The organism is Butyricimonas hominis (assembly GCF_014287455.1).
In the GTDB taxonomy this organism is placed as follows: Bacteria; Bacteroidota; Bacteroidia; order Bacteroidales; family Marinifilaceae; genus Butyricimonas; species Butyricimonas muris.
On sequence record NZ_JACOOH010000005.1, the window covers coordinates 366253 to 379733 of the forward strand.

At 46.3% G+C, this 13481-nt stretch carries 8 protein-coding genes; 6 read left to right on the plus strand and 2 right to left on the minus strand.

The annotated features are described in order from the left end of the window. Nucleotides 1-12 precede the first annotated feature (12 nt). Both H8S64_RS12995 and H8S64_RS13000 read left to right on the plus strand, forming a co-directional pair. Entirely contained in the window at nucleotides 13-1422 is a 1410-nt protein-coding gene (locus H8S64_RS12995) for a RagB/SusD family nutrient uptake outer membrane protein (RefSeq protein WP_186976457.1), read from the plus strand. Nucleotides 1423-1543: 121 nt separating this feature from the next. Further along, on the plus strand, nucleotides 1544-3523 hold the full coding sequence (locus tag H8S64_RS13000) for a TlpA disulfide reductase family protein (RefSeq protein ID WP_186976459.1): 1980 nt from the start codon (nucleotides 1544-1546) through the stop codon (nucleotides 3521-3523). Between the two features lie 47 nt (nucleotides 3524-3570). Here H8S64_RS13000 and H8S64_RS13005 read toward each other — a convergent pair whose 3' ends face one another. Both H8S64_RS13005 and H8S64_RS13010 read right to left on the minus strand, forming a co-directional pair. Next, nucleotides 3571-4968: an alpha/beta hydrolase family protein gene (locus H8S64_RS13005; protein WP_186976461.1), complete on the minus strand. Its 1398-nt coding sequence runs from the start codon at nucleotides 4966-4968 to the stop codon at nucleotides 3571-3573. A 342-nt stretch (nucleotides 4969-5310) separates the two neighbouring features. Beyond that, nucleotides 5311-6477, minus strand: a complete 1167-nt coding sequence (locus H8S64_RS13010) for a metallophosphoesterase (RefSeq protein WP_186976463.1) — start codon at nucleotides 6475-6477, stop codon at nucleotides 5311-5313. A gap of 63 nt (nucleotides 6478-6540) precedes the next feature. On the opposite strand from H8S64_RS13010, the gene H8S64_RS13015 reads away from it, so the two are divergent. The 4 genes from H8S64_RS13015 (at nucleotide 6541) to H8S64_RS13030 (ending at nucleotide 13475) form a co-directional block, all read left to right on the plus strand. Continuing rightward, nucleotides 6541-7131 carry an RNA polymerase sigma factor gene (locus H8S64_RS13015; RefSeq protein ID WP_141560989.1) on the plus strand — a complete coding sequence of 197 codons (591 nt, stop codon included), beginning with the start codon at nucleotides 6541-6543 and terminating at the stop codon, nucleotides 7129-7131. A gap of 63 nt (nucleotides 7132-7194) precedes the next feature. Beyond that, nucleotides 7195-8340, plus strand: a complete 1146-nt coding sequence (locus H8S64_RS13020; protein WP_176555119.1) for a FecR family protein — start codon at nucleotides 7195-7197, stop codon at nucleotides 8338-8340. Nucleotides 8341-8428: 88 nt separating this feature from the next. After that, a complete protein-coding gene (locus tag H8S64_RS13025; protein ID WP_186976465.1) occupies nucleotides 8429-11971 on the plus strand; it encodes a SusC/RagA family TonB-linked outer membrane protein in 3543 nt (1180 codons plus the stop codon). A 19-nt stretch (nucleotides 11972-11990) separates the two neighbouring features. Beyond that, nucleotides 11991-13475 (plus strand): RagB/SusD family nutrient uptake outer membrane protein, encoded by a 1485-nt coding sequence (locus H8S64_RS13030; RefSeq protein WP_186976467.1) that lies wholly within the window; start codon nucleotides 11991-11993, stop codon nucleotides 13473-13475. The last annotated feature ends 6 nt before the right edge of the window (nucleotides 13476-13481 follow it).

Consider the following 13481-nt stretch of genomic DNA (forward strand, 5'->3'; position numbering starts at 1 on the left):
AGCATGAACGATATGAACAAAAATATATTATTGAGTTTGGTTGTCGGGCTTTCCTGTTCGCTTTCCGCCTGCTCGGATTGGGTGGATATCAAGACGAAGGGGAAATTGATCCCGGAGGAAACGGTGAATTACCGTTACCTAATGAATAACACGGAGAATTTCAAGTACACGCTCGCGTACCATGATGTGGCTTCGGATGACATCAATATGTCCGATGAAACGCAGCAGAACGCTGTATACGAAACGGATAAGTTTATCCCGATATACACGTGGGCGGACGAGATTTACAGTCAGTCGGAAAATGATCAGGAGATGAATGCCGTTTATCAAGTGATTTATAATTGTAACGTGGTGATCGATGAGGTGATGGGTAGTAAAAACGGAACGCAGGCAGAGAAACTATCGATTCGTGCCGAGGCGCTCGTGCATCGTGCCGATGCTTATCTGGCATTGGTGAACGTGTACGGTAAGCCCTATAACACTGCGACTGCTGCGACCGATCAGGGGGTGCCTTTATTGACGACTCCCCGCGTGGAGGGTTCTTTGCCCCGTGCGTCCGTGGAGAGGGTATACGAGCAGATTATCAGTGATTTGAACGATGCTTTCGAGTATCTGCCGGACGTACCGCAGTTCAATTTCTACCCGAGTAAATGTGCCGTTTACGCCTTGAAAGCGAGGGCTTATTTGCTGATGGGGAATTACACGGAGGCAAAGGCTAATGCAGTGGAAGCGTTGAAGTTGCAGAGTGGACTGGAGAATCTGAATCTTTATATCGGTGATGCGGTAACTTACCCGGAAAACTTGAAGGACAAGGAAGTGATACTTGCCAAGATGCCGAGAACGACTTTCTCGTTAACTTCTTATAGTGCCGTTGATCTTGTGTTGAGTGATGGTTTGTTGAACTTGTTTGACCGGGATTATGACCTGCGTTACTTGTATTTCACCAGACCGATGTCCGAGTTAGGCGTGGAGTACACGGGACGGATCTATTTCAAGAATCATTTGTATAATAGTAGTTACCCGAAGTATGAATCCCGTAGCATGGGTCCCTCCGTGCCGGAAATGATGTTGATTGAAGCGGAATGTTGGGCTCGCGAGGGAAAGACGACGGAGGCGATGAATATCCTGAACACTTTGCGGGAATATCGTTTCTCCCCGGACGAGTACTATACGTTAAGTGCCGCGACTGCGACCGAGGCTTTGGGACACGTGTTGCAAGAGCGACGGAAAGAGTTGATGTGTCGCGGGTTGCGCTGGATGGATCAACGCCGTCTGACGAACGATCCCGATTTCCCGACACAGACCGTTACCCGCGTGTTTAAAGGTACTACTTATACTTTACAACCCGGTGCGGTACGCTACACGTTCCCGATGGGCGAGTTGTACTTGGAGGAAAACCCGGAGATCGGGCAGATAGAATAAAGAGTCTGTAAGGTCTGTAATGTCCATAAAGTCGAAAGTCCATGGACTCCGAAGGACACGATGACTTTATAGACTTTATAGACCTTATGGACTTTATAGACTTAATTATAATTCGTATTGTATGAAAAAAATCACATTGTTAGGAAGTATCGTGGTACTTCTGTTTATCTCGTGCGCTTTGAGCGCACAAAATCGCAGACCGTTTCATATTATCCCGCTAGTGCCTGTCGTGGGGCAGGAGGTGAAGTTCACGTATGATAACTCGTTGACTTCGCTTGCCGGGGAAGAGACTGTTCACGGGACGGTCTATTACTGGCAGGATCTGCGCTGGGAGGCGGAAGACTTGAATCTGGTGAAAAACGACACGGCTTGGGAGGCTACTTGCATGATTCCTGACCGGTGCGCATTAGTGGTATGTAAATTTTACGCGGGTGACAAGCAGGATTCGGGCGGACGTGCGACTTATGCCACGATGACTTTCGACCGGGACGGGCGGAACTTGCCCACGTCGTACATCGGGTGGGGTATGCTGCGCAACAAGAAGTTGGAATCCTTACCCGGTTATTGCGAGGAGGAGGCTTATATTGATGATGACGTGATGCGTTTCTGGCTTAATCAACAGTTACTGAAAGATCCGGGAGCACGGCGGTACGTGTTTTATTACGCTGCCAAGTTATTGAATCAAATGATGCCGGGAGAGAAACACGAGCAGATGTTGAGCGACGTGAATTTTATCGTGAACTTGCCCGAGGTGGACGAGGAAACCCTCTTGAAAGCATTGGAAGTTGCCCGGAATATCGTTAAGGATACAGCGGTTGCCGCCGCCGTGGAACAGCGTATATTAAAGGAATACCCTGACGGGATTCTCGCTCGTGACCGGGAGATATGGCGTATATTCAGAATTAGTGATCCGGACGCGAAGACGCCCGAGTTCGAGGCATTTCTGAAGCGTTTTCCCGTGGAGAAATTCCGTGACACGGAAACGGAAATGACCGGTATGTACCTTGGTAAGATATTCCAATCGGTGGTTTATCAGCCTATTATCAAGAAGGACGATTACAGCCAGTTGTACAAGTATATTCATGATGTGCCCCAGAATTTGTTGCTCACCTTTTACTGGCATATGGTACAAGTACCTTTGAGCACGAACCAGCGGACGCCGGAACAGGTATTGCCTTTCGCGAAGTTGATCTATGACGAGGTGATGACCCGTCCCCGCGAGGGTTCTGCCCGGGTGTATTCCGACCGGGAATGGAAACAGCAACTGCTCGCCAGAGGAAAAGACATGATTCTTGCCCATGCTTCCGTGCTGGCTGCCACCGGGTCACCTGCCGAAGCCTTGGAACTGATGGAGGAGATAAAGGATATTTACGCTTACAAGTCAGCCGTTTACAACGAACTGTACGTGCAGTTGTTGCAGAAGAATGATTATTCCTCGCTCGTGATCCCGACTATCATTACCGGGGTTCGGGAAGATGCCGTGACTCCCGGAATGTTGGATATTTTGCGTGCCGATTACTTGAAGACACACAAGAATGACAAGGATTTTGATGCTTACGTCAATTCTTTGAAGTCACGGGAAAAGCAGCAGGAGATGCAGGCGCATTTGAAAGAGTCGATGATTAAAGAAAAGATCACGCTTTATGCCTTGGAAGATTTGGACGGGAAAAAGGTTGATCTTTCCAAGATGAAAGGAAAGATTATCGTGTTGGACTTCTGGGCAACGTGGTGCGCTCCCTGTAAAGCATCTTTGCCGGGAATGCAGATGGCGGAGAACAAGTACAAGAATGATCCTGACGTGGCTTTCTATTTTATCGCCACGATGGAAACAAAAGCCGATTTCCGGCAGAAGATCAGGGAATTTCTGAAAGAGAAAAATTATTCTCTTGACGTGCTTGTCGATAACGTGAATTCCCAAACGGGTACTCGGTCGGCTGTTTACGACGCGTATTGCAAGGCGTTTAAATTCTCCGGTATTCCCCACAAGATGATTATTGACGGAGAGGGAAACCTGCGTTGGAGCGTGGGCGGGTACATGGGTAGCCCCTCTGCTTTGGCGGAAGAGGTTAGCTTCGTGATAGAAACATTAAAGGCGGAATAAACGAAATGAATAGAAACGGGAGAGTGTTACCGACTCTCCCGTTTTTATTATTTATTGGTTTCCAACCAGTCACCCAGTATTTGTAAGGCTTCTTCCGAGAATACATCTTCAAGATCGGGTATTTCTTCCCGTGTTCCGGTAACACAGCGTTGGAACATATGATTCAAGCCGGGGAGTTCCACGATTTTATAGCGGGTATTGCCACCTTCATCCAACAGTTTTTTTATCGAAGCAAGGTTCTCGTCAGAGGGAACCATGATATCCCGGTCGCCGTAGAGAGCCAGCACGGGACAAGTAATCCTCGGGATATAATCGGCAGGATTGTATTGCACCATTTCACGATACCAGCGACTTTGTGCCTGATAAAGGTAGCGGCTGAAAAAGGATTCTTCCCTGCCGCCGGTGAGGTTTACGGCTTCGAGAGTCGCCTTGTCCTGACGGGATATCCAATTGTCGAAAGCGGCACGTAGAGGGCGTTCAAGAGGCTGCTCGAGAGGAACGGAATGTACCATTTGAAAAAGAGTGTTGAATAAATCCATAAACTGTCCCACTTGCGCGGAAGTGATGCCCGGGGTGGTTTCAAGAATCGCTTTATTCTGCAATTCCAGAATCTGCAAACCGTCCACGCCGACACCCGCGAGGGAAACCACGAATGAAACATCGGGAGATTCTGCCCCAAGTATAAATGCCACTTGACCGCCTTCGCTGTGCCCGATAACCCCGATATGTTCTTTGTCGGTTTCGGGACGTGTTTTCAAGTAATCGATGCCTGCTTGCGCGTCACGGGCAAAATCTTTCGTGGTAGCCATTTCATACATGCCGTTTGTCTGTCCCGTTCCCCGGTCGTCTGTCCGCAGGACAATAAATCCCCGCCTCGTCAATTCATCGGCCACGCGAAAGAAAGGTTTGTGACCGGAGAACGTGCCGTCACGGTCTTGCTTTCCGGTGCCGGATACGATAATCGCTGCCGGGAAAGGTCCTTTCCCTCGCGGAACGGTCAACGTCCCCGCTACCTGTATGGAGTCGCACGAGGTATAGGTGATGTCTTCGGAACGGTAAGGATAGGGGGGACGGGGATTTTGTGGGAAGTAGAGAGGTTGCAGACTGTCGACCTTGCCAAGATTGAATTCCCGGGTTTTCCCGTACGTTGTCACTTTTGCCCGAATAGAATCCTTGCCGGAATGGAATGTCCCTTCAAACTGAATACCGTCCCGCTCGACAATTGCCAGAATGTCCTTGTCGGAGAAGATGAGCGAATCCGCTTCTGCGTTGTTTACCCATTGTTCCGGGAGCGACAGGAAAGCCCGGTTTATTCCCTCCGGTGTAGTTTGTAACTCGATAAAAATCCGTTTACTGCCTGCTTGTCCCTGCCACGCATGCGGCGTGGAAGTACAACCGAGTAACGGTAAAAAGAATAATAACGTGATTGTTTTAAGGTATAACATACTTTTGTGATTTTAGTTTCACTCAAAACACCCGAACGGGCGAAAAGTGTCACCGGAACGGGAAATTTAGAATTTGAAATGAAAGGATTCCCGAAGCGGAGAGAGTAACTAGCTCTCCCTCTGTTTATAGAGGGAAACTGGCGAGTAAGCGAGGGCAGCAGGGAAGCTTGCTTCCTTGTTGCCGAGCGAGAGCCAGTTCGAGACCGGTTTCCGGGCTCAATACCCCGAAGGGGGGAGGGAGTTCTTGAATACCGTGATCACAAACTCCTCCGTCAGCTTCGCTGCCACCTCCTCTATAAACAGAGGAGGAGCTAAGTTACAGCCTTGCTTCGGTTCTGAATCCTACATTTTTTTCAGCGTGATGACCGTGATTTCCGGCCATGCACCGAAACGCAAGGGCATAAGCCCGATGAATCCCAGCCCGACGTTGACGTACAGACCTCGCGAACCTTCCATGTATAGTCCGCTCCATTCGGGGTACATGAGGGAGGAGGGAGAGAGGCGACCGAGGGCGAATTGCATGGCGTGCGTGTGCCCGGAAAGCGTGAGATCGATGTCCGTGTCGAGCACTTCCCGACGCCAGTGCGTGGGGGTATGACTCAACAACAGCTTGAAAGCGGTTTGTTCCGAGCCTCGCATGGCGAGAGGGAGATCGCTGTATCGGTCGAGAGTACGTCCGCCATCGTCCCCGACACCGATCAAGGCAATGCTATCCGTACCACGGTGCAGCATCACGTGTTTATTGTCAAGTAGATACCACCCCATGGCGGCTTGTCGTTCCTTGATGTCTTGCAGGTTCTTTTCACGAGCTTTCTTGCTCGCCCAATGACGGTACGGGCTGTAATCATGATTCCCGAGTACGGAATACACCCCGTCGGGGGCTTGCAGGCGGGAGAGAATATCCTCGAAAGGATCGATCTCCGTCGCCTCGTTATTTACAAGGTCACCCGTGAACACGATGATGTCTGCCCGTTGGGCGTTGACGAGATCGACTGCTTCTCGCAACGCCTCCCGGTTATCGTGCCAGCTTCCGGTGTGTATATCCGAAACCTGTGCCACCCGGTAGCCGTCGAAAGCTGCGGGGAGATCGGGAGACGTGAAGACGATCTGTTTTACCTCGAATTGTTTCCGTCCCCAAAACGTGCCGTACAAAATGACCAACATCGTGGCGGTTCCTGCGACAACACCCAACCACGCGAAGGGATGGGACTGTAATTTCAGCGTGTATCTTGTCGGCAGGTCGAGTAGCGAACAAATGGAAAAAATCACTTTTGGCAGCACGATGGCAAGGTACGTGATCGTGAAAATCCCGATAAAAGATTGTCCGCCGTGTCCGCCTCGTGAAAACAGTAATATCCATAGAAGACCAAGCATCAAGATAACCGACGGCACGAACCACAGCAATCGGGTACGTCGGTTGGCGATATGCCGTTTGATATATAGCTTGTAAATATAGATGTCCGGAATAACGAGTAAGAATATAAAATAGATGGCTAATTTTTCGATCATAGTTCACGAGTATATTTTTTGAAACTCAAAGTTATAATTTCTTTTTTGTTTGATGCGTTATTGATGAAAATATATACCTTTGTCGTGTTAAGTCACGTAATACGGGTGATAGGAGTAATGGTTACATCTGAAAATCAAAAGCGATTTGAAACGATATATCTTGAATATTTTCAAGCTATACGGGATTTTTGTAGCTCCTATCTAAAGGATGAGGAGTTGGCACGGGATGTAGCCCAAGATTCGTTTTTCTCGCTTTGGAATCATTTTAATCCGGTTTTCTCGGAGAAGGAGATCCTTTCTTTTTTGTACACGTCGGCACGGAATAAATGTTTGGATCATTTGCGATTGCAAAAAGTGATCGAGAGTAAGTTTCAGGAATTGAAGGACGAGGTTTACGGTGAGGAGTTTTTTCTGGACGAGGTGACGCGTAATGAAACTTACCGGATCGTGCGCGGGGCCGTGAATAAGTTGCCCGAACGTTCCCGGCAGATTGCCACACTCACGTTGCAGGGGTATTCACTGCAAGAGATCGCCGACGAGTTAAGTGTTTCGATCAACACGGTAAAGACTTTGAAAAAAAATGCTTATGAGAAGTTGAGAGAAATGATTAGTAACCAGTATATTGTATCCGTGCTGTTGAAAATATTCATCTAAATTATATTTTCCATTCACCCGTTTTTTCGACTTCTTCGTATGATGTGTATTAAAACAAGTGCGATGAAGCGTGAAATAGAAAAACGAATAGATTTGGCGAGGCAATTCGCGAAGCGTCTGGCGGAGGAGAAGGTGAGCCGGGAAGAGGGGGAGGTTCGTGCCCCGGGGAAGGAATTGCCTTTACAGGAACTTTATGATGATATAGAGGTAAATCTTCCCCGTGTGTGTTGGGAGCCGACGGGGCAAGAGGAATGGGAGGTTTTCCGGAAGAGGTATTTGTCCAAGGGACGGGGACGTCGCCTCGTGTTGAGGTATTCGGCAGTTGCGGTTTGCGTGGTGGCGGCATTGACGGTGGCGTTGTGGTTGTATTTCCCGACTCAGAAGCAAGTAAAACCTTTGATGATTGTGCCCGTGGCGAGTAATTTACCGACGATTTCCGTGAGTGACAAAGAGTATGTTTTGGATTCCGCGGGGATCGATTGTTTGCAACGTCAAAACGAGGTAGCCGTGAAACAGAAAGGGAAGGAGTTAACTTACGCAACGGATACGGGTGCCGTGGAGGAACCCGTGTGGCACACGATACGGGTGCCGCGGCAAGCGGAATTCTCGTTGGTGCTCGGCGACGGTAGCCACGTGCGGATGAACACGAATACCGTTCTTCGTTATCGGGTGCCTTTTACCGGAACGACCCGGGAAGTGTGGATAGAGGGGGAGGCGTATTTCGAGGTTGTCCCGGACAATACAAGACCTTTTGTCGTTCATTTCGCGGATAATAGCGTTACGGTATTGGGGACGCAATTCAATATTTCCTGTTACAATGAACAACCGAGTCGTACGACGTTGGTCAGCGGTTCCGTGTGTTTGAGTGATTCACGGGATTCGGTGGTGTTGCTCCCGGGGCAGGAGGGGGTGATTGCCACGGGTGATAAAGGTATCCGCGTGCAGGAGGCGGATGTGGATGTCAATACGGCATGGTTGAACGACCGGTTTTATTTCAAGGAGCGTTCGTTATTCGAGATCATGAGGGCTTTGAGTGATTGGTATGACGTGACAGTTCGTTTTAACGACCGGGATCTCGGGAGTATGCTTTTTTCCGTGGAAACGAAACGTTACGAGGATATCGACAGCGTGCTGGAGATTCTAGAAAACACGAAAAAGATTTGTTTTGTTAAAAAAGATGACGTGATCGAAGTAAGACGTAATGAATAGAAAAGCGGGAAGTTCTCGCGAAACTTCCCGTTCTCTATATTCTCGCGGAGCGAGAACTAGTTGTTATTTTAAAATTCAATTCAAAATTATGAAAAAAAACGGTTACACCTGCAAGAAAGGAGTAATAAAATTCCCTCTTGCATTTGTTCACAGGTTTTTGTACCTGTTATTAGGTTTTGTTTTCTTGTCGAGTGTCCCGGGGAACGCACAGGCACAGGAGAAACGATTTGATTTGAAGATGCAGAACGTGTCTTTGGATCGGGTAATTGAAAAGTTGAGGGAGGTAAGTAACCAGACTTTCGCTTACCAGCTTGACGATGTTAAGGCTTATACCAAGATTAGCTTTGACGTGAAACAAAAAACGGTGGGGGAGATTCTTGACGAGTGTTTAAAGAAAACGGATTTGACTTGGAAACAGGTGGATGAAACCATTATTATTTACAAGCGTCCCATGACGAAGGAGGTGAAAGCGACGGTGCTCAAGGGTGAAGTGCAGGACATAAACAAAGCACCGATACCGGGTGCTACCGTAAAGTTAGTGGGGACAACAGTGGGTGTTGCCACAGACAGCGAGGGTAAGTACACGATTTCGTTGCCGGTAGAGAAGGGGACTCTGGAGTTTTCTTGTATCGGTTACAAGACGAAACAGGTGGCTTTCTCGGGGGCGAAGGATATGTTGCGCGTGAGTTTGGAAGAGGACGTGGCGGCGCTGGATGAGGTGGTCGTTACTGGGTATCAGGTGCTTAAAGAGAAAGCATCGGCGGGGTCTATCAGTAAGGTGAATATGGATGACTTGGTGTTGGACGGTACGCGGACTTTGGAATCGGCTTTGCAAGGTAAAGTTCCGGGAATGATGGTAATCAATCGTAGCGGTTTGACGGGGACCCGCCAGAGAGTACGCGTGCGGGGAACTTCCACGTTGTTGGGTAACGCTGAACCTGTGTGGGTGGTAGATGGAATCATTCAAGAGGATCCTCTTCCGTTCAAGACGAATGATTTCAATAATTTGGATCCGAGTAACACGGATATGATCAACGATTTCGTGGGAGGTGCTATTTCTTGGTTGAACCCGAAAGATATCGAATCAATCACGGTGTTGAAAGATGCTATTGCTACGGCTATTTACGGAACGAAGGCCGCAAATGGGGTAATTGTGATTACTACTAAGAAGGGGAAAGTGGGACGTATGTCTATTAGTTATTCTGGAGGAATGTCGTATTCTCCGCGAATGAATTATAATAAATTGGAGTTGATGAACTCGCAACAACGCGTGGATGTTTCCCGTGAGGCTTACGAAACTAATATCCCTTTGTCTGGGAACCAGAATATCGGGTATTCAGCTTTGGCGAAAGCTTATCGAAATCGGGAGATTACTCTGGAAGAGTTTACTGCTGCGGCAAAACAGTTGGAAAAGAATAATACGGATTGGTTTAAAATATTTTTTAGAAATGCCATTAGTCACAATCACACGGTAAGTATCTCGGGGGGAACGGAACAGGCAACATATCATGCTTCTTTCGGTGTGAGTGATAATAACAATACGGCGAAAGGAAACGGTAAAACTCAATACACGGGTAACGTGAGTGTATCTGCCCGTCTGTGGGAGAAGATTTCGTTATCAACCTCACTTGCCGGTAGTGTGTCGGAAACAACAGCTTTCGTGGGGGAGGATCCTTTTGCATATGCTTCCAAGACCAGTAGGGCTATTCCGCATAAAGATGCCAATGGGGAGTTATCTTTCTATGAACATAAGGATAACGGATTTTTGTTTAACATGGAGAATGAATTGAAACATAGCGGAAACGAGAACAGATTAGCTTCTTTGAATGCTAGTTTGAGTTTGCGCTGGCAGATTTTGGAGTCATTGTCATACTCTATGTCCGGTTCATATAGTAACTCCCGTGTGGACGGAGAGACTTGGCGTACGGAGCAGACAAATTATATTGCCAATATGCGGGGGTATAATTTTGAAGAATATAGTAAGGGGGATGCTAAATATGATTCCTCTAAACTTCCTCATGGAGGAGAGTTGACGCAGTCTATGAGTGGGTCTGTGGGATGGAGTTGGCGTAATCAATTGGATTTCGTGAAGGTATTTAACGGAAAACACTCTGTTACGGCAGCTCTTGGGTACGAATTGAGAAGTTCTCGGGGGAAAGGTTCCTCGGAAACAACTTACGGGTATATGCCGGATAGAGGTAAGGTTATTGTGAACATACCCCCTTTTTATTCAGGTACACAAAATATTAGTGATTTATTCCGTACGACGCCTTCTATCAGTGACAGTAAATCGAATACAATGTCTTATTACGTGACTTTGGGATATATGTTTGATGACCGTTTTGCGTTTAACGTAAGTGCTCGCGGAGATGCTTCCAATCGTTTCGGGCAAGATAAAAGTGCCCGTTTTCAACCTGTGTGGGCATTGGGCTTTCGTTGGAATATGGAAATGGAGCCTTGGATGCAGAACCAGAATTTTGTGCGAGGTCTGAATTTTCGTTTTTCCTACGGGTATCAGGGAAATGTGGTGGAGAGTGTAAGTCCGTATTTGATTGCGACAATTGGTAAAGATCCGAAAACTTATGATTATACTTTGACTGTAAAGGATTTGCCTGCGCCGAAGTTGAAGTGGGAAAAAACGCAGAACATCAACTATGGTATCAGTGGTAGTTTGTTCGATAATAAAATTTCATTCTCGTTTGATGGGTATTACAAGAAGACAACCGACATGGTGACGAGTTTGGAGGTTCCGTATGAAAACGGAGTGGCGACTCGGCCTATTAATGGTGGCGAGATGTCTAATTCCGGTTGGGATGCCAGTTTTGGATTTACTCCGGTGAAAGGGAAAGATTTTATCGTTTCTTTGGGTTTTAACATGGGGAAAGTGTATAATAAATTGGAATCAAGTATTGAACCAACGCACGAGTGGACAGAAGCCGCAAGCGGTAATTTGAGTAAAAAGGGGTATGCAGTATCCAGTTTCTGGGCAATGCGTTTTGCCGGTTTGAATCCCGAACACGGGGGACCAATGTTTGATTTGACGGGGGCGGAATTGGAAGAGGCAAAGACGGATGCCACGCTCTATATGGATTACGCCGGGAAAATGGAACCGGATTTTAATTGCGGAGTTTCTTTTTCTATTCGTTACAAGACATTGTCGTTGTCCAGTGGTTTGTATTTAAGTGTAGGTAATCAAACTTTTTTGGCTCCGATGGGAAAAATGACGCAAAGTATCCCGAGCGAGTATGAAAATATGTCTACCGAGTGGGTGAAACGTTGGAGGAAGCCGGGTGATGAGAAAATTACTAATGTGCCTGCGTTACCGAATATGATTACTACTGCCAGATATATAAAGGTGGTGGATTTGGAGTATAATCCTTATGATTTGTATGCTAAATCAACGGCACGTGTGGTAGATGCTTGGTTTTTGCGTTGCGGCAGTATATCGCTTTCTTATTCATTGCCGGAAAGATTGTTACCGGGTACATTACAACATCTCGGTATGTCGTTCTCGTTGAATAATCCTTTCCAAATTAGAAGTAAAGATTTCAAGGGACGCGATCCGGAAGTAGCATTGGGGGGACAACCCTTGCAAAGAACTATGTCATTGGGAATTAGTGTAAGTTTTTAATTAATAAAGGAATACGAATATGAAATCAAAATTGTTTTTACTATTCCTGGCGCTTTGTTTTATTCAGTGTGATGATTTTTTGGAGGAACAGAGTCAGAGTGAAGTTCGTCCTTCGACGGTGTCGGATATGGAAAAAATATTAGAATCCGGTGCTTATCCGACCGAGGAAATGGGAGCTTTGATGAATCGGAAAACGGAAATATTCACGGATAATGTGAGAAGTAACATTGTCGAAGCAGGTTATCAAGCACAGAAAGAGAATGAAATGTGGCGTTTTAGGTGGGACCTTCTCATGTTTAATGAAGATGGGGGAGGTAATGATATTTCTTTTTGGAAAGTTCCGTATGAACGGATCATGGGTTGTAATTTGGTACTGGAGTATATAGACCAAATGGCAGGAAGTGATGTAAAAAAAGCTCATATTAAAGGTGAAAGTTATGTTTTGCGCGGATTGTATTACTATATATTGGTGAATTTTTTTGGTGTTCCCTATAATTATGGTGATCCGACTATAAATTCAGGAGTACCATTAAAATTGAATACCGGTGTTACAGATGAGAAATTTAAACGTAATTCTGTTGCCGAGTGTTACGAGCAAATATTGGAAGATTTGGAAACGGGAACACGTTTGATGAAAGAGGGGCAAGAAGCCCAATCCAATGATGTGTTGCGTTTACGTTATCCGGTAGGGTGGGCACTCTTGTCAAGGGTTTGTCTTCACATGAATAAGTGGGATGAGGTTATTTGTTATGCTGATTCTGTATTGGATATCCATCCTCAATTATTTGAGATGAAATCTGCAACATCTTATTCAAGTGGTGTTTATGATTCAAGAACTCCTATGGAACTCTTATGGTGTTGTGTTGAAAAAGATGAAGATACCATGGCTTTGTATCCTTGTTCACCCTCGGAAGAGTTGTTGGATCTTTACGTGTTGTATGACATAAAGGAAGGTCTTTCTGATTTGAGAATTGTAACGTCTAATACGTTCGCTTATTTTGTAAAACCGACGTGGGGGGACTATGCTGGTATTTATGTTAACTCCAAAAAAGGTGTGAATGGAACATATTGGGTGAATGGCGGGATTCGTACGGCAGAAGTGTATTTGAATCGGGCAGAAGCTTATATCCGTAAATATATAGAGACACATAATGAGGAAGATGCTTATTTGGCGTTGAACGATTTGAATGAATTGCGTCGAAATCGTTTAAGCGCAGGATATGTGGATATGACGATGGCTGATTTTACTAATGCAGATGAATTGTTGGAATTTTGTTTAAGGGAGAGACGTCGGGAATTGTGTTATGAAGGGAATCATCGTTGGTTTGACTTGCGTCGTTTGGGTATGCCCGAGATTACTCATATTTTCTTGGATAATGATAACGGACATGAAACAAAATATGTTTTGCAGAAAAATGATTCACGGTACGTGTTACCTATTCCCGGAGAGGTGTTGAGAAGAAATCCGAACTTGACAGAAATAGTTAATGGTAATAACAAATAATACATG

Bases quoted from the DNA above. Each gene is read 5' to 3' on its own strand.
- H8S64_RS13015 (WP_141560989.1), top strand. From the start codon at position 6,541: ATGAAAATATATACCTTTGTCGTGTTAAGTCACGTAATACGGGTGATA.
- H8S64_RS13025 (WP_186976465.1), top strand. From the start codon at position 8,429: ATGAAAAAAAACGGTTACACCTGCAAGAAAGGAGTAATAAAATTCCCT.
- H8S64_RS13030 (WP_186976467.1), top strand. From the start codon at position 11,991: ATGAAATCAAAATTGTTTTTACTATTCCTGGCGCTTTGTTTTATTCAG.
- H8S64_RS13005 (WP_186976461.1), bottom strand. From the start codon at position 4,968: ATGTTATACCTTAAAACAATCACGTTATTATTCTTTTTACCGTTACTC.
- H8S64_RS13000 (WP_186976459.1), top strand. From the start codon at position 1,544: ATGAAAAAAATCACATTGTTAGGAAGTATCGTGGTACTTCTGTTTATC.
- H8S64_RS13020 (WP_176555119.1), top strand. From the start codon at position 7,195: ATGAAGCGTGAAATAGAAAAACGAATAGATTTGGCGAGGCAATTCGCG.
- H8S64_RS12995 (WP_186976457.1), top strand. From the start codon at position 13: ATGAACAAAAATATATTATTGAGTTTGGTTGTCGGGCTTTCCTGTTCG.
- H8S64_RS13010 (WP_186976463.1), bottom strand. From the start codon at position 6,477: ATGATCGAAAAATTAGCCATCTATTTTATATTCTTACTCGTTATTCCG.